We start from the raw sequence: 17234 nt of genomic DNA on the forward strand, positions 1-17234 counted from the left end.
CATCCCGCAACGACGAAGCCCAAAGCTCCAGCGTCGTCTCGATCGAGGCACCCGTCATCCATGATCTCCGAATCATGGTGACCGATGGATTCAGAGACCCACAATAAGCGCAACTGTAATGCTAGCTAAAGCATCGGCCCGAAAAGTGGATTGCGGTTTTCGGGAAAGCCGATGCAAACACAAAGGGCTGGATCGTCGGACCGGATACGATTTCCGGTCCGACGATCCAGGACGCGGAGTGTGACGACGGCCTTCGCAATTCAGAGACGCGTAAAACGGCTCTTTGACGAAGACGCGGAGGCTTCGCCTTACAACCAGCCGAAACGCTTGAAGCGCATGTAGAGCGCGGTGCAGAACGCTGCGATCAGTCCGAGCACGATGAAATAGCCGTACTGGGTCTTCAGTTCCGGCATATGCTCGAAATTCATGCCGTAGATCCCGGCAACCGCGGTCGGGACCGCGAGCATGGCTGCCCAGGCCGCGAGCTGCCTGGTGATTACGCCCTGGCGCTGCTGTTCCAGTAGATGACTCGCCTCGAAGACGGAGGTCAGGATATCGCGCAGGCTCCCCACCATGGCTTCGGCACGACGGGCATGGTCCCAGACGTCATTGAAATAAGGCTTCGCTTCCGCATCGATGCAGGGCAGTTCCAGATGCACCAGCTTGCGGCAGAGCTCGGACATCGGACCGAGCACGCGCTGGAAACGGATGAGCTGGCGGCGCAGTCCGAAGATGCGCGGGACGTCGACCCGGCCGAACTTGCTGGCGAGCATCTCCTGCTCCATCTCCAGGACGTCCTCCTCGATCGTCTCCACAATCGGGAAATAGCCATCGACGATGAAATCCAGCACGCCGTGCAGGACATAATCGACGCCGTAGCGCATTTGCGCGGTTGCGGCCTCGAGTTGGCTGCGCAGCGCGGTATGGGCTCGCGCGGAGCCGTGACGAACCGTGATGATGTGGTGCTTGCCGACGAAGATCGCGGTCTCGCCATAGGCGATCTCGTCATCCTCCAGATGTGCCGTGCGGGCCACGATGAAGAGCTGGTCGCCATAGATGTCGACCTTGGGCATCTGATGCGCCTTGAGCGCATCCTCGACCGCAAGTGGATGCAGGCCGTAGCTGGCCTGGAGCGTGCGCAACTCCTCTTCGGAGGGTTCCAGCAGGCCGATCCAGACGAAATCGGATTGCTCATGAGCACAGGTCGACGGCTGGTCGAGCGAAACGGTCCCGACACGCTTCCCATCGACATAGTGACAGGCGGCAACGACACTCACGGCAGGCTCGCCTCCTGGCATCTCGGGGCCGGTCAGCCCACAGCAATGCCTGCAAGACTAGCACGTCAATGCCGGAAAAACCGAGGCTCCGACGCGGCAATCGCCAGCTGCCCGGATCGCAGTCCTCGACCTGTCTTCCGATCAGCCGAACACCCACAAACCCACCAGGCCCGCCGCGCCGATGATGATGCGCCACCAGGCGAAGAGCGCAAAGCCACGGCGCGAGACGTAGTCGAGGAAGGTCTTGACCACGAGCAGCGCCGCGAAGAAGGCCGCAACGAAGCCGACCACGATCAGCATCGTGTCGTCGAAGGTCAGGATCTTGTAGTTCTTCAAGAGGTCATAGGCGAAGGCGCCCGCCATGGTCGGCATGGCGAGGAAGAACGAGAATTCCGCGGCAGCCCGCTTGCTCGCGCCGAGCAGCATCGCGCCGACAATGGTCGAGCCTGAGCGCGAGACGCCTGGAATCATCGCCAGGCACTGGATGACGCCGATCTTGAGATACATCGGCAGCGGGAAGGCGGTGGCGTCGGTGTGCTTCACCTCAAGCTCGAGTTCATCGACGACGAGCAGCACGAGCCCGCCAGCAATCAGGGCGCAGCAGACCAGGAACGGGTTGAACAGAACGCCCTTGATGAAGCCATGCAGCAAAGCGCCGATCAGCGCCGCCGGCAGGAAGGCGACGAGCACGCCGATGACGAAACGCCGGGCCGCCGGATCTTTCTGCAGGCGCAACGCAATGTCGAGCAATCGCCGGAAATAGACCAGCAGGATGGCGAGGATCGCGCCGAGCTGGATCAGGACCTCGAAAGTCTTGCCGTTTGATTCGAAGCCGAGAAAGTGGCCGAGCAGCAGGAGGTGGCCGGTGGAGGAGACTGGCAGGAACTCGGTCAGGCCCTCGACGATGCCGAGCACCATCGCTTCGATCAGGTTTTGCATGACTGTTTCCCAGGAAGCCTCAGATCGCCGCCGCGGCAGAGGTAAACCGGACCCCTCTATGGAACCAAGCTCTTTGCCAATTGGTTACCACTTCGCCAAGCCAATGCCGTGGATTCGTGGCTTCCCATGGGCAGCGGGTTGTGAGGGGGCGTAGCCGAGACTATAGCAAATGCGCGGCGCATAGCCCGATGCCTCCCCCTTCGACAGCCCTGCTTCGGCCGCATCCATCTGTTTCAAGAGTGCAATGGCGTCCCTTCATCACTATCCGTTATGTCCGCATTCGCGCTTTATCCGGCTCGCTCTCGGCGAGTTCGGGCAGGACGCGGAGTTGATCGAGGAGCGCGTCTGGGAGCGCCGGCGCGAGTTTCTGGAACTCAACACGGCTGGCACGACACCCGTCTTTCGCGAGGAGAACGGCTTTGCCGTCCCGGGCGCCGGGCCGATCTCGGAATATCTCGACGAGACCCGCGGGCTGGCGCTGGGCCCCCGGCGACTGTTGCCGGAAGGGACGGCCGAGCGTGTCGAGGTTCGTCGCCTGCTCGACTGGTTCAATCTCAAATTCGATACCGAGATCACCAGCCCGCTGGTGCTGGAGAAGGTCATGAAGCGCTTCATGAGCCGGGATGAGGGCGGTGGCCCGCCGGAAATGAGCGCCATCCGCGCCGCACGCGCCAATGTGCGCTATCATTTGCGCTATATCGCCTGGCTGACAGCCAAACGGAACTGGCTCGCAGGCAGTGCGCTGAGCTATGCCGATCTCGCCGCGGCGGCGCATCTCTCTTGCGTCGACTATCTCGGCGATGTGCCCTGGGAAGAGGACGAGGCCGCGCGCGCATGGTACGCGAGGATCAAATCCCGGCCGAGCTTCCGGCCACTGTTGAGCGATCGGGTGCCGGGCATGGCGCCGAGCGCCCATTACGACAATCTGGACTTCTGAACGGCGAGAAGCTCAAGCGCGCGGTGCTGGAGCGCGCCAGCGCCGAGGGCTTCGTGGTCGCGCGCATCGCCTCCGCTAACGCGATCCCCGAGGCGCCTGAACGGCTCAGGGCGTGGCTGGCGGCCGGACATCACGGCGATATGGGCTGGCTGACCGAGCGCATGGACGAACGCGCTGATCCGCGCCAGCTCTGGAGTCAGGTGCGCAGCATCGTGATGCTCGGCGTGAGCTATGCAGGCGAAGGCGATCCGCTCGCCATCCTCGGCCAGCCCGACAAGGCATCGATTTCGCTTTATGCCCGCAGGCGCGACTACCACGATGTCATCAAGGGCCGACTGAAGAGCGTCGCCGGGTTGCTGGCGGCCCGCGGCGGGGCTGATGTCAAGGTCTTCGTCGATACCGCGCCGGTGATGGAAAAGCCGCTGGCGCAAGCCGCGGGTCTTGGCTGGCAGGGCAAGCATACCGTGCTGGTCTCGCGCGAGCATGGCTCCTGGCTCTTTCTCGGCGCGATCTACACCACGGCCGAACTGCCGGTCGATGCGCCGGAGCGCGACCATTGCGGTTCCTGCCGACGTTGCCTCGATATCTGCCCGACTGACGCCTTCCCCGCGCCCTATCAACTCGATGCGCGCCGCTGCATCGCCTATCTCACCATCGAGCATCAGGGCCATATCGACGCCGCCCTGCGGCCCGGCATCGGCAACCGCGTCTTCGGCTGCGACGATTGCCTGGCCGTTTGTCCCTGGAACAAATTCGCCGAGGCCGTGCACGAGACCCGCCTGGCCCTGAAGGACAAGCTTGAGGCACTGCCCTTGGCCGATCTCGCGGCGCTTGACGACCCCTCCTTCCGCCAGCTCTTTGCTGGCACGCCGGTCAAGCGTACTGGCCGCGACCGCTTCATCCGCAATGTGCTGATCGCCATCGGCAATAGCGGCCGGTCGGACCTGGCGGCCAGCGCAGAGCGGTTGATTGCAGATGCTTCGCCGCTGGTGCGCGCGATGGCCGCCTGGGCCCTGATCAGGCTCGCGCCCGGGCGCGCGCGCGACCTTGCCGAGGCAGTGCTTTCCGGCGAAGCCGATCCCGATGTCCGCCAGGAATGGCTTGCCCTCCACACTGCTCCGGAACCTGTCGCATGAAGCTTGTCATTCTCGGTCTCGGCTATTCCGCCGGGTTTTTCGCGCGTGCGGCGCAAGCGGAGGGCTGGGAGGTCACCGGTACCGTCCGCTCGGCCGAAAAGGCGGGGCGGCTCAGCCGCGAGGGGTTGCACACACTGGTCTATGACGGTTTTGCGGTATCGCGCCCTCTGGCCCAGGCCGTCGCCGAGGCTGACGCGGTCCTCGTCTCGGTCCAGCCCGATGACGAGGGCGACCCCGTGCTGAACGGTCTCGGTGAGGCGCTGGCCGCTGCGCCGAACCTGCGCTGGATCGGCTATCTCTCGACCATCGGAGTCTATGGCGACCATGGCGGCGCCTGGATCGATGAAGGGGTCGAATGCCGGCCGGCGAGCCGGCGCTCGAAGCAGCGTCTCGAAATCGATGAAGCCTGGCTTGCGCTGGGCGAGCGCAGTGGCAAGCCAGTGCATATATTCCGGTTATCCGGCATCTACGGTCCCGGGCGCAATGCCATCACCAAGCTGCGCGCCGGCACCGCCAACCGCTTGATCAAGCCCGGCCAGGTCTTTAACCGCATCCATGTCGACGATATCGCCGGCATCCTGTTGGCTTCGCTTGCCAGGCCACGAGCGGGCGCGGTCTACAACGTCACCGACAACGAGCCGGCGCCGCCGCAGGACGTGATCACGCTTGCCGCCGAACTGACCGGCCTGGCCCCGCCGCCGGAAGTGCCGTTCGACCCGGCAAAGCTCTCGCCGATGGCGGCAAGCTTCTACGGGGAGAACAAGCGCGTATCGAACGCCCTTGTGACGCGCGAACTGGGTTATGAACTGCGCTACCCCACGTACAGGGAAGCGCTGCGGGCGCTGGCTGCCGCGGGAGAGTGAGTGCGCTCAAGCCGCGTAGCGCTGCCCTTCGTCGCCGAGATAGTCGAGATAGCGCCGGTCGATCGCCGAGACCGGCACGATGACCAGGACATCGGTGGTGCCGAACTGCTTGTCGACGACCGCGCCCGAGCCGAAGCGGGCGCCGAGCCGCAGGTAGCCCTTGATCAGTGGCGGCAGCAGCTTCAGCGCGGCCTTGGCATCGACCTGCTCGATCGGTAGCCGGTCCATCGCAACATGACGTTCCGGGCGCGCCGTGGCGGACCACTCGCCCTCGGCGCGGGCGTGGTGATGCAGGAAGCTCAATGGCAGCGCCAGCGCATTCGGATCGGTGCCGTCAAAACTGGCGCAGCCGAACATCGCATCGATGCGGTGGTGCCGGACATAGGCCCAGATGCCGTGCCAGAGCAGTTCCACCGTCTTCTTGGTGCGGTACGGCTTGAGCACGCAGGAGCGGCCGAGCTCGAGGAAGCGCATGCCGCGATGGCGCTCGATCATTCCCGAGAGATCGAATTCCGATTGGGTGTAGAAGCCGCCAAGCCGCAGGGCCGAACCTTCGCGCATCAAGCGATAGGTGCCAACGACCTTTGGCTTCAGACCGCCGAAACGGCCGCGCGCCGCATGGTCGATGACGAGGAGATGGTCGCACGCCGCGTCATAGCGATCTGCATCGCGCCGGAACATGCGGGCGATGACATCCGGCTTCGCCGACATCTCCTGGTAGAAGACCCGGTAGCGCAGTCGCTGCGCCCGCCAGATCTCGCGCGGTCCGCGCGCCAGCCGCACTTCCAGCGAACCGGAACGGCCAAGCGACTCTGCCAGGTGGTCCTGCTTCCAGCCGAAGCGGCGCACGGTGTCGCCAGTGATCAGCATGAGCGGAGAGAGGCGCGACAAGAGAGGGTGGTCCACCGGCAGCTGATTTGCCGGCTGTCGCAGGCCGCGCAACATGTCGAAGGCCATTGTCCGTCTCGTCCCTGTGCCGTCGAATCTGCAGTTCGTCAGGCTAGTGCCGATGTTCCTACGGGATCGCGACAGAACTGCGTCAGAGTTGTGACGGTTCGTCAAGCGCTGAGAGTGAGGCGCGGCGAGTCGGCGACACGCGCGATCCAGGCGCTAAGCGCCTCACGGGCCAGCGGTTTAGCCAGGCAATCATTCATCCCGGCGGCCAGGGCGGCTTGCCGATCCTCCTCGGCGACATTGGCGGTGACCGCGACAATGGGTAGCAAGTTCGGCCGCCCGAGGGAGGACTCCAGGGCACGAATCCGGCGAGCGGCTTCCAATCCGTCAAGCTCCGGCATCCGGATGTCGAGCAGAATGAGATCGAAGGGCGCACGCTTGCCCGTGAGCCCGGCCTCGATGAGGGCGACTGCTTCGCGCCCGTCTCGAGCCCAGACGGCGGTGCAGCCGAGGCGCTCGAGTGTCCGTGTCACGAGCAGCCCGTTGATATCGTTATCCTCGGCGATCAAGACCGTCAGTTGAGGTGGACCGGGATCTCTGGCCTGAATAGGCGTCACACCCCGGGGCGGCAGGGTTTCCCGCCGCGGTCGAGCGGGCGGCGCAAGCCGCTCATAGAGAGAGCGGGCGCGTACCGGCTTGACGAGAAACCCGGTGAAACCGCCTGCGAGCGGTGAGCCGAACTGGCGGCGCTCAAAGGGAGACATCAGGATCAGGCACTCGCCGACACCGGCCTGCCGGGCGGCGGCAGCGACGGAGCGCGCTTCATCGACCCCGATGGCCTGGTCGATCAGGGCGGCATCGAAGCGCTGTGCGCCGGCGAGCAGCGCGAGCGCTTCTGTCACATTTCGGGCCCGCACGATTGATGCGCCGGCAATCTCGATGGTTTCCGCGAGATAGTCCGGCCCGAACGGCGCGGCGGACGCGATCATGATCAGCTTGCCGCGCCACTCCGGCAGGGCTGTGACCCGTATTCCTGCGCTGCCCTCCGGAAGCGGCAACATGACGCGAAAGATCGCGCCGGAACCTGGTGCGTTTTCTGCCGTGACCGAGCCACCCATCAAGGTCACGAGCCGGCGCACGATCGCGAGCCCGAGACCGGTGCCGTCATGACGACGGGCCGCAGAGCTGTCGGCCTGCTCGAACTCCTCGAAGATCGCCTGCAATCGTCCTGGCGGAATGCCGGGGCCGGTATCGGAGACGCTGATGGCGACGGCCTTGCCCGCCCGCGCGACGCGAATGCCGACACCTCCGGTCTCGGTGAACTTGATGGCGTTGCCGACGAGATTGAGCAGGATCTGGCGCAGCCGGTCGCGGTCTCCGATCCAGTGCGAGGCGAGATCAGGTGTGAGGAAGCTTGCGATCTCGAGCCCCTTGGCCTGAGCCCGTGGCGCCATCAATTCGCTGACCGTCTCGACCAACTGGCCGAGATCGAAGCGCTCCTCGGCCAGTTCGAGCCTCCCGGCCTCCACCTTGGCGAAGTCGAGAATGTCGTCGACCAGGCCGAGCAGGGCTTCGCCCGAGGTCCTGAGGGCCCGGACATAGGTGGTCTGCTCAGGGTCCAGCCTGGTGTCGTTCAGGAGGTCGGCCATGCCGAGAATGCCGTTGAGAGGCGTTCGGAACTCGTGGCTGACGGTCGCAAGAAAGCGCGACTTTGCCTCGTTGGCGCTCTCGGCCCGGCTGCGCGCCTCCTCCAGGGCCTGCTCGCCTGCGATCCGGGCGGAGATGTCGCGGCCAACGCGCTGCAGCACGGTCTTGCCGAGAGCGACCGGCACGACGGTCTCGACCCAGGAGATCCAGCGCTCGCCTCCCTCGGGCGAGGCGATGCATTCGTCGAAGATCCGCGTGCCATCGGTCAGCGCCTGCGCAGGGCGGCTCTCAATCACGCGCGGTGCGGTGTGGCTGCCGATGACCTCGGATTCGGTCGCTCCGAGAAGGGCTGCATAGGCGGCATTCGCATAGACGATGCTGCTTTCATTCCGGCGAACGATCAGATCGCCCTGGGCCTCGATCAGGCTGCGATAGCGCTCTTCGCTGTCCGCCAGCGCCCAGAGTCGGTCGGTCAGCTTCTCCAGATCCTGGGTCATGTCCAGCGCCTGCTCCACGACCCGATTGCGTGCACGCAGCAGCATCACGGCGGCAAGGCCCGACAGAACGGTCAGCAGGCTGGCGAGAGCAGCCCAAACCACTGGGAACGATGGAATTTCCATGATGCCAGTCTAGTATTCGTCCCCTTGAGAAAGCGTTCGCGCGCGAAGGCTGCTTTCGCGATCGTTTGAATGAGTTCGTTAACCTGGTGGCACCGATGCGGCACGTGCCAGTGTCGACATCACGCGGCCTGTGCCACCTGGTCGATGCGTGAGCGGTAGGATAGCGCCTCGGCGAGATGGATGCGGCCGATCTTCGCCTCACCGTCGAGATCGGCAAGTGTGCGCGCGACTTTCAAAACACGATGGTAGCCGCGCGCTGTCAGCCTCAGGGCTTCGGCCGCGTCGCGCAGGAGCGAGATGCCGGCATTGTCCGGCCGGGCGATCTGGTCGAGCACTGGCGCCGGGCAGGCGGCGTTGTTTGCGATCTCGGAAAGGCCGAGCGACTCGAAGCGCGCCGTCTGCGCCTGGCGCGCCACAGCGACCCGGGCCGCGACCTCTGCCGAACTCTCGCTCGCGGCCGGCAGAAGCAGGTCGGTTGCGGTTACGGCCGGCACATCGATGACAATGTCGATACGGTCGAGCATGGGGCCAGAGATCCGGGTCTGATATTGCGCCATGCAGCGCTCGTTCGGCTGCCGTCGGCAGGCATAGCCGGGTTCGGTTGCCTTGCCGCACCGGCACGGGTTCATGGCGGCGACGAGCTGGAAGCGCGCGGGATAGATGGCGCGATGGTTGGCCCGCGAGATCAGCACCTCGCCGGTCTCCATCGGCTGGCGCAGTGCGTCGAGGGCTTGAGCCTGGAATTCCGGCAATTCGTCGAGGAAGAGCACACCGTGATGGGCGAGCGAAATCTCGCCGGGCTTGGCCTGCAGGCCGCCGCCCACGAGCGCCGCCATCGAGGCCGAATGGTGCGGGGCGCGAAAGGGGCGGCGATCCGTCAGCGCCCCCTCGGCGAGGTGCCCGGCGACGGAGTGCACCATCGAGACCTCGAGCAGTTCGCGTGGCGAGAGCGGCGGCAGGATCGAGGGCAGTCGGCTCGCCAGCATCGATTTGCCGGCACCGGGAGGCCCGTTCATCAGAAGATTATGGCCTCCGGCGGCGGCGATCTCCAGCACGCGGCGCGCACTTTCCTGGCCGCGAATATCGGCGAGATCGGGCAGGGGGCCGGATTGCCGGGCCACGGATGGCACCGGCCGCGCCATCACCTGCGTGCCCTTGAAGTGGTTGGCGAGCTGGATCAGCGAGCGCGGATTGAGGATATCGACATCGGCGGCGGCCCAGGCGGCTTCCGGCCCGCAGGCCGCCGGGCAGATCAGCCCCTGTCCGCGGGCATAGGCGGCTATCGCGGCCGGCAGCACGCCTGCGACAGTGGTGATGGAGCCGTCGAGTGCAAGTTCGCCGAGCACAGTATAGCCGGCCAGCGCATCGGCAGGGATCGCGCCGATGGCGGCCATGACCGCAAGTGCGATCGGCAGGTCGTAATGGCTGCCCTCTTTGGGCAGGTCGGCCGGCGCAAGATTGACGGTGATGCGCTTGGCCGGCAGCGCCAGTCCCGATGCGATCAGCGCGGCGCGGACCCGCTCGCGGCTTTCCGCCACCGCCTTGTCGGGCAGACCGACCAGAAGGAAGGCGACACCGCCCGGCGTGACCTGCACCTGCACGTCGACGGCGCGCGCCTCGATGCCTTCGAACGCAACCGTCGCGACACGCGTGACCATCGACGCCTCCCCATTCCCTAGGGGGAAGGCTAGCGAATGCTCAGCCTACTGGCAAGAACATATAGGGAACTCACGCGGGCGCCACGCTGGCCCGCCGCGCCGCCACCTGGCGCAGCAGGACGGGCGCGGCAATGACGAGCCCCGCCAGGACACTGGCCGGAGTCGCCAGGATCATCGGCAGGGCGGCGATGCCGACGACAACGCGTTCCCACATCGCCAGCGGAGCCAGGAACCAGCCGGCAAAAGCCGCCGAGAGGAAGGTGATGCTGGCGATGCAGGACGCGGTCGAGCCGATCAGCTCGGTCCAGGTGAAGCCCGGCGCCATGATCAGCATCGAGGGAGAAAACACGAAGACGAAGGGCACCAGAACCTTGCCGAGGGCCAGCCGGAAGGCGGTGTTGCCGGTCTTGAACGGATCGGCGCCGGCCATGCTCGCTCCGGCATAGGCCGCGATCGCGACCGGCGGAGTCACATCGGCGAGAACCCCGTAATAGAACACGAAGAAATGCGCCACCAGCGGGTTCACGCCGAGCAGGCCGAGCGCCGGCGCCGCCACCGTCACCATGATGATGTAGTTCGCGGTGGTCGGTACGCCGCAGCCGAGAAGGATGCAGACGATGCCGGTGAGCAGCAGCGTGAAGAACAGCGTCGCCGACTTCATGTCGAAGGGCAGGAACGGCACGAGATCGAGCACGCCCTTGGCCCATTGGTCGGCGAGCGAGGTCACGATCCAGGAGATCTTGAAGCCGACGCCGGTCAGCGTAACCACGCCGACGATGATGCCCACGGTCGCTGCAGCCGCGCCGACGCCAATGGCGTATTTGGCGCCGAGGATGAAGGCATCGACCATGTCGTTCATGCGCCGGCGCCCCTCGTCCGAGCGCATCAGCACGCCATGTGCCATCACCGCGAAACAGGCGAGCGTGAAGGTGGCGTTGACGCCGGGGACGCGCAGGAATTCGGTCGGTGCGGCAAGGCCGATGGCGAGCGCGAAGACGAGAGCGGAGGCGGCGCGATGCTGGGCGAGGCCAACCAGCATGCAGCCGGTGATGCCCCAGAACGCGGCGAGATAGGGCGTATAGCCGGTGAACAGCACCAGGATCAGCGCAAAGAGGGGCGCGATCGTCGGCCAGTCGCGGGCAAAGACCTCGCGCAGATTGGGGATCTCGGCATCGGTCAGGCCGCGCATGCCGGAGCGCTTCGCCTCGAAATGAACCTGCATCAGCACACCGAAGAAATGCATGAAGGCGGGGATGATCGCGGCGATGACGATCGTCGCATAGGGCAGGTTCAGGAATTCGACCATCAGGAAGGCGGCGGCCCCCATGATCGGAGGGGTGATCTGCCCCCCGGTTGCAGCCGTCGATTCGACGGCTGCCGCAAAATGGCGCTGGTAGCCGAGCCGGATCATCATCGGGATCGTCAGCGATCCGACCGTCACTGTATTGGCGACGGAGGAGCCCGAGATCATCCCGAACAGGGCCGAGCCGAAGATCGAGATCTTCGCCGGACCGCCGGCGAAGCGTCCGGCAAGCGCAGCCGCCACGCCGAGGAAGAGCCGGCCGAGCCCGATCCGCGTGGCGAGCACGCCGAACAGCACGAAATGGAAGACATAGGTCGCGACCACGCCGAGCGCGACGCCATAGACGCCCTGGCTGGTCAGATAGAGATGGTTGACGAGAGTCGACCAGGTCGCGCCCGGGTGCAGGAAGATGCCGGGAAACCAGTTGCCGAAGATCGCGTAGACGATGGCGAAGAGCGCGATCATCGGCAGCCCCCAGCCGATCGCGCGCCGCGTCGCCTCGATCATCAGCACGATGGTGATCGTGCCCATGACGACGTCGAGGGTGGAGGGGTTGCCGACGCGGAAGACCAGGTCCTCGAAGATCCAGGGTACGTAAAGGCTCGAGATCGCGACCGCGACGGCACAGATCCAGTCGTAGAGCGGCACGCCACCCGGCCGCAGCAGCGTCGAGGCATGCACGGTCTGGGCGTCGCTCTTGCGAGCCGAGAACACCAGGAAGATCAGGCTGAGCACGAAGGCGAGATGAATGCCGCGATGCGTCGTTTCGCGCAGCAGCCCGAAGCCGGCCGTGTAGTAGTGGAACGCCGAGAGTGCGAGCAGCAATCCGCCGATGAGCAGCGAGGTGCCATGCGGCACCTTGCGGAACTGCATCTCCGGATCGAGTTCTTCCTCGAGCTTGGCGAGTTCGGCGGCGGAGGGCTGGGTTGTCATGTCAAAAACTCAACGGCAAACCCCTCTCCCGGACGGGAGAGGGGTGAGGGAAAGAGAGATCAGAACAGGGAGGGAGGCAGTGAAGGAGACCTCTCGCGTAAGGTCTCGCGCCTTCTCCCCCGGTCCCTTTCCATTCGGGAAAGGGAGAGGTCGCGTCGGCTTACTTCAGCAGCCCGGCTTCCTTGTAGAACTTCTCGGCGCCGGGATGCAGCGGCACGCCCTGCAGGCCCGACAGCGCGGTCTCCTTGCGGATCGCTTTGCCCTTGGCATGGCCTGCATCGAGCGCGGCGCGGGCCTTGTCGCTCCACAGGGCCTTGGTCACGGCATAGACGGTGTCGGCCGAAACCTTGGCGGAAGTCACCCAATGCGCGCCGACGGCGACAGTCTTGATCGCTCCGACATCCTTGTAGGTGCCGGCCGGGATTTCGTCGGCGGCGAAGAAGGGGAACTCCTTGGAGAGCTTCTCGGCCTGCGGCCCGGAGATCGGCAGGATGTCGATGCCCGAGCCGGTCGAGGCCAGCTCCGAGATCGCCGCCGCGGGGAAGCCGCCGGTGAAGAAGAAGGCGTCGACCGAGCCGTCCTTCATCTTCTCGGCTGCCTGGTTCGGCTTGAGGAACTCGGCCGAGATGTCCTTCTCGGTAATGCCATAGGCGTTGAGGATCGCCTTGGCGTTGAGCAGCGTGCCGGAACCGGGCTCGTCGAGCGAGACCTTCTTGCCCTTGAGATCGGCGACGCTCTTCACATTCGAGGCCTTGCGGACGACGAGATGGACCGATTCGGGGTAGAGGTTGGCGATCGAGCGCAGGTCCGCGACCTTCGGCTTGCCCTCATAGACGCCGGTGCCGGAATAGGCCCAGTAGGCGACATCAGCCTGGACGAAGCCGGATTCGGCCGCGCCGCCGACGATCGCGTTGACATTGGCGACCGAGCCGTTGCTGGCGACGGCGGTTGCGACCAGTTGCGGCGGCGCCGAGATCGCATTCGCGATCAGGCCGCCGATCGGGTAGTAGGTGCCGGCCGTGCCGCCCGTGCCGATGCGGAAGAAGGCTGGCGCCTGGGCAAAGGCGAGGCCCGCTGCGAGCGCAACGCCGCCGAGCGCGAGACCTGCGGCCGCAAGTTTCGATCTGAAAGTCATGGTCATGTCACGGAAGCTCCCTATGAGCGCGGGAGTGTTCGCAGCTTTTGCCGGCTGATCAAGGGCGCTGATGGCAACGCTGGCGCGTTTTACACGCCGGGCGCGCAATATTGTGGCGAATTCGGGGCAGCGGCCAGCCTGGCCTCGGTACAGCGCGGAGCGCGGCCGGGTCAGTGCCCGCCTGCATCGCCGGACTGTGCCGCCGTTCCCTGCCTTGCATGGCCCTTCACCGTCGCGTGACGACACCGATCTGCGGCTCGGGCCTCGCGCCGAGCCAGAGCAGGAGGAAGCCCAGCGCCAGCGCGACCAGCGCAACCGGCGACCGCATCAGCGAGAGCAGCATCGGATCCCAGAGCAGCGGATGGAGATTGCGCTCGACGGCCGGCTGCAGCAGCGGATATCGCGTCGGCAGCAGGATGAGGAGGATCTCGCCGAGCGGCGTGAACTGAAGCGAGGTATTGGCGATCGAACGCGCGCCGTCGATGACCAGCGCGACAAAACCGCTGGCGACAGCGAGATAACCCAGCAAACGGACGAAAAAACGCAGCATCCCGCCCCATTCCCCGCAAGAGCCCCTCACATCCGATGTGCCCATTCGGGCACGGCTTTGCAACCTTGCCCGGCACTCTCCACGCAAGAATGCGAAAAGCGCGTTTCAGGCCTTGTAAGAAGCCGGCTCGGCGGTCATAAGCAGCCCGCCGGACAGGTGGCCGAGTGGTTGAAGGCGCACGCCTGGAAAGTGTGTATACGGGAAACCGTATCGCGGGTTCGAATCCCGCCCTGTCCGCCATTTCAGAACAGAATTGGCCACGCCGAGCGTGGCCAATCTTTGCGCCGGATGCGGCGGCAAGGGTTCTGAGCAAATCCGCCTTCGATGCCATGATGCGTATGTCGCTTTCCGCGACCTCGACTCGTTGGGCCGATGCCCACGCGTGATCGCGGCGATAACCGCTGCTGCGAGCGCTCGGTGCAAGGGCGTTGGTTCGGCAGGCGCGGCCATCGTCGAGGAAGCGGGCAAAGCCGTCCCTGTTCGTGCATGGTGCTCGCTGGGCCGTTTCAGCGGCTGGTGCTGCCTGAACGTCTCGAACAGCACCATGGCAAGAGGGTTCGGCCTGGCATGGCCGCGCGGCATGTCGTGGAACGGCACCGGCGGTTGCGTATTCGCCCCGCAGGAACGGCAGGAGAACCGCTCCCGCACCGTTTGGATCACCCCATCCGCGTTTGCTAACGAGGAAGTAGCGGTCGGTGGCGACGTCTTATCCGGTCTTGGCCCCACGCCGGTCGGGTTTCGGATGTGTCAGATTGCGCCCGGCAAGAGGTGTGGCACACTTGTGCAATGGAGCAGACCCTTCCCATGCTGAGCCTCGTTCTGGCCGCTGCGGGCGTCGTCGTTTGGATGACCGCCCAAGAGGAACGCAAAGCGCGCCCGGTCGGCATCGGAAGCGGGTGCTCCCCCTTTGGTGGTTACTCCGACGCAGGCTCAACCAGTTCAACCAGCGATGCCGGTTGCTCGGACAGCGGCTCGTCCGCCTGCGGTTGAAGGCTCGGAAGGGAGCTTGGTGAAGCCATGGCAGATACTCGCATCGACCTGGCGATCGAAGCGGGGGCGAAGGCCCTCCACGAGAGCGCGCGCGAAAGGCGGCAATTCACATGGGAGCAGTCATCGGAAGAATGGCGCCGCGATCTGCGGGCATTCGTTCGGCCGATCGTCGAAGCCGCGCTGGAGGCGTCGGACGGCTTCTTGGCATCGACAACGGCTAAGAAGCCTATCTTGAAGGATCGATAGCGCCAGAAGAGCAGCCCCTGCCACCATATGGTCACTAAATGACCAGATCAGCTTCAGCCTCTGACCGCATTCGCGTTGTCGAATTCGACGCCTATCCACTGCTCATGGAAGGAAACCCGATGCGAAAGTTCATAATAGCTCTGGTCGGCGCTACGTTCATTCTGGCAGGCAGCGCGAATGCGCAGGGTCCATCACAATCCACGCCTCCGGCTGCATCACCGCAACGGGACGGTGCAACTATCAAAACGGTGAGCGTCGTCGATCTCGATGCGCTCCCGGCTGCGGCCCAAGAGCAGGTCAACCAGGTCCTGACAAACCGTTCGGCCGTCGAGATCCAGCAAATGCGAGCGGCCATAGAGAATGAACCGGAGCTGAAGTCGGCGCTCGCGGCGAAGGGCTTTACTTCACGGGACGTGGTCGTTGCCCAGCTCGATGAAGATGGCGAGCTGACCATCGTTGCAAAACGGGCGAGCTGACCATTGCGCCGTGTGGCGCGCACCCTGATGCTGGCTGTGCGGCGTCGCGAGCCGCAAGCCATGCGAGGAAGGCGCCGTGGTGACAATCTGAAGCGCCCGTCCTCTTGCTAGCGCATCGGACCGAAAAGTGGAATCCGGTTTTCGGAACAATCCGATGCTCAAACAAAGCGATCGATCGCCCATCCTGCGTCCGGACGGACGCACGGCGATCTAGTCCAGCATTCATGATTGCCACGGCGGTGGCGTGCCATACCTCACAGTTTCGCGGCATTTCGCCATAATCGTGCGCTAGCTCGCAGAGCTGTGCCAATTCTTCGCGCTCGTAACACGGCGGAGAGTCCAACAGCTCCTACACGGGCTATGCCCCGCCGCAACTCAGGCGTGACGGCTGGCGGGCTTTGAGGGTGTTCGGGCATGGGTAATCGAAACCAGTGAACGTCGCTCATAGGAATATTGAGAGCCTGCGGCGCGCGCGAGGTCGAACGCCTTCAGCAGCAACGTGTCTGCCACATGCGGGGCGGCAATATGGCACCGGACTCGCGAAATCACCCCAGAAATTTCGAACAATGGTCATGCTGCGCCGCTTGCATGGGTCTGCGTCGCTCGCAACGACGCTTGCGCGGCGGTCCAATCGTTCCAGGCGAGCGGCGCTTAAGATTGGACGCGATACCGTCGCGCATTCAGACTAGGAGAAGCCGATGAATGGCATGAAACTGTCCGCGATTGTGCTTGCGATGTCTGCTGCACTTGCAGGGCCTGCTCTGGCGCAGGGCCTCTCGGTCGATACCCAGACTCGCGGCAAGACACAGGGCACAACCGGCGCTCCCTCAACCTCAGCCAGCGGAAATGCCGACGTCGATGCTGAGGTCGTGGCCCCACGCACCAAGGCAGGCGTCAGCGGACAGGGCAGCGCTGGAGCTGGAAAGAAAGCCGGATCGGCCAAGGGGGCTGCTGGCGCATCTGGAAAGATGAAAGCCGACGAACTCGACTAGTCCGTTTCTCATCGAGCCCAAATCGGGTTAGGCAGGGTGGGTCTGCCAACCGAACGAAGAGTGAGGCGCGCGGTCGATGGTCCGGCCTCACTCGGCAATTTGGCCAGTCACTCCTGGCTTGGGAACGGGGTCACCTGCTCGATGAGCCGGTCCGGCAATGTCTGGGACAATGCCGCCATCGAGAGCTCTTCTCCTCCCTGAAAACCGAGCGCATCAGGGGCAAGCTGTATCGGACGCGCGACCCCGCCAGAGCCGACGTATTCGATTACATCGAGCGCTTCTACAACACGATCCGCAGGCACGCGACCATCGCTATCTCAGCCCGGCCGAGTTCGAAGATAACGTGGGACTAGCTTAACTCAGCGTCCACAGAACCGGCAGCAGGCCAGATTGTGGTCACGCCGCGGGAAGGCGCGGTGGCGTGAATCCGGAGCCTCACGCGGATCTTGCGCAGTGCTCTGGAACGGGCGCACCCCGCGTCCTTGGGGGGGGCGGGGTTTGAGATCGTGTTGTGGGATTTGGTTGCGGGGGCCAGATTTGAACTGACGACCTTCAGGTTATGAGCCTGACGAGCTACCGGGCTGCTCCACCCCGCGGTAAGTGGGAACGCGGCGCCGAGGGGTGAGCCTCGGGCGCCG

General features: G+C 64.8%; 14 protein-coding genes, 2 tRNA genes and 1 pseudogene. 8 read left to right on the plus strand and 9 right to left on the minus strand.

Going from position 1 to position 17234, the window contains the following annotated elements; translation table 11 throughout:
• Window positions 1–308: 308 nt before the first annotated feature.
• On the minus strand, window positions 309–1277 hold the full coding sequence (locus FG93_RS20535) for a magnesium and cobalt transport protein CorA (RefSeq protein ID WP_043237829.1): 969 nt from the start codon (window positions 1275–1277) through the stop codon (window positions 309–311).
• 141 nt (window positions 1278–1418) lie between these two features.
• On the minus strand, window positions 1419–2216 hold the full coding sequence (locus FG93_RS20540) for an undecaprenyl-diphosphate phosphatase (protein WP_043237799.1): 798 nt from the start codon (window positions 2214–2216) through the stop codon (window positions 1419–1421).
• Between the two features lie 244 nt (window positions 2217–2460).
• Here FG93_RS20540 and FG93_RS20545 point away from each other — a divergent pair, with 244 nt between their 5' ends.
• Genes FG93_RS20545 through FG93_RS20555 form a run of 3 tightly spaced genes read left to right on the plus strand, consistent with a single transcriptional unit; the run spans window position 2461 to window position 5152 of the window.
• Window positions 2461–3153 carry a glutathione S-transferase family protein gene (locus FG93_RS20545; protein ID WP_043237802.1) on the plus strand — a complete coding sequence of 231 codons (693 nt, stop codon included), beginning with the start codon at window positions 2461–2463 and terminating at the stop codon, window positions 3151–3153.
• Window positions 3051–4289: a tRNA epoxyqueuosine(34) reductase QueG gene (gene queG / locus FG93_RS20550; protein ID WP_081881678.1), complete on the plus strand. Its 1239-nt coding sequence runs from the start codon at window positions 3051–3053 to the stop codon at window positions 4287–4289. Before FG93_RS20545 ends, queG begins: the two co-directional genes overlap by 103 nt.
• Window positions 4286–5152 carry an SDR family oxidoreductase gene (locus FG93_RS20555; protein WP_043237805.1) on the plus strand — a complete coding sequence of 289 codons (867 nt, stop codon included), beginning with the start codon at window positions 4286–4288 and terminating at the stop codon, window positions 5150–5152. The genes queG and FG93_RS20555 overlap by 4 nt, the downstream gene beginning before the upstream one ends.
• 6 nt (window positions 5153–5158) lie before the next feature.
• On the opposite strand, the gene FG93_RS20560 is transcribed toward FG93_RS20555, so the two are convergent.
• From FG93_RS20560 to FG93_RS20585, 6 genes are all read right to left on the minus strand, one after another.
• Window positions 5159–6022, minus strand: a complete 864-nt coding sequence (locus FG93_RS20560) for a GNAT family N-acetyltransferase (RefSeq protein WP_244448669.1) — start codon at window positions 6020–6022, stop codon at window positions 5159–5161.
• 188 nt (window positions 6023–6210) lie between these two features.
• A complete protein-coding gene (locus FG93_RS20565) occupies window positions 6211–8313 on the minus strand; it encodes an ATP-binding protein (RefSeq protein ID WP_052513992.1) in 2103 nt (700 codons plus the stop codon).
• Window positions 8314–8432: 119 nt separating this feature from the next.
• Entirely contained in the window at window positions 8433–9971 is a 1539-nt protein-coding gene (locus FG93_RS20570) for a YifB family Mg chelatase-like AAA ATPase (RefSeq protein WP_043237811.1), read from the minus strand.
• A gap of 70 nt (window positions 9972–10041) precedes the next feature.
• On the minus strand, window positions 10042–12207 hold the full coding sequence (locus FG93_RS20575) for a TRAP transporter permease (RefSeq protein ID WP_043237814.1): 2166 nt from the start codon (window positions 12205–12207) through the stop codon (window positions 10042–10044).
• 160 nt (window positions 12208–12367) lie between these two features.
• Window positions 12368–13342, minus strand: a complete 975-nt coding sequence (locus FG93_RS20580) for a TAXI family TRAP transporter solute-binding subunit (protein WP_043237838.1) — start codon at window positions 13340–13342, stop codon at window positions 12368–12370.
• Between the two features lie 226 nt (window positions 13343–13568).
• The gene (locus FG93_RS20585; RefSeq protein ID WP_043237817.1) at window positions 13569–13892 is read right to left on the minus strand and encodes a hypothetical protein; all 324 of its coding nucleotides are present in this window, start codon (window positions 13890–13892) and stop codon (window positions 13569–13571) included.
• A 150-nt stretch (window positions 13893–14042) separates the two neighbouring features.
• Here FG93_RS20585 and FG93_RS20590 point away from each other — a divergent pair.
• From FG93_RS20590 to FG93_RS31990, 5 genes and pseudogenes are all read left to right on the plus strand, one after another.
• Window positions 14043–14132, plus strand: a tRNA-Ser gene (locus tag FG93_RS20590).
• 777 nt (window positions 14133–14909) lie between these two features.
• Window positions 14910–15128, plus strand: a complete 219-nt coding sequence (locus tag FG93_RS20595) for a hypothetical protein (RefSeq protein ID WP_043237819.1) — start codon at window positions 14910–14912, stop codon at window positions 15126–15128.
• 38 nt (window positions 15129–15166) lie between these two features.
• Entirely contained in the window at window positions 15167–15604 is a 438-nt protein-coding gene (locus FG93_RS32525; RefSeq protein WP_152579537.1) for a hypothetical protein, read from the plus strand.
• Between the two features lie 707 nt (window positions 15605–16311).
• Window positions 16312–16596 (plus strand): hypothetical protein, encoded by a 285-nt coding sequence (locus FG93_RS20605; RefSeq protein ID WP_152579538.1) that lies wholly within the window; start codon window positions 16312–16314, stop codon window positions 16594–16596.
• A gap of 123 nt (window positions 16597–16719) precedes the next feature.
• Window positions 16720–16954 (plus strand): annotated as a pseudogene (locus tag FG93_RS31990) (IS3 family transposase); the annotation flags it as partial.
• A 161-nt stretch (window positions 16955–17115) separates the two neighbouring features.
• On the opposite strand, the gene FG93_RS20615 reads toward FG93_RS31990, so the two are convergent.
• Window positions 17116–17192, minus strand: a tRNA-Met gene (locus FG93_RS20615).
• Window positions 17193–17234 lie beyond the last annotated feature (42 nt).

The sequence above is a fragment of the Allobosea sp. LC85 genome (genome assembly GCF_000735605.1).
GTDB lineage: Bacteria > Pseudomonadota > Alphaproteobacteria > Rhizobiales > Beijerinckiaceae > Allobosea.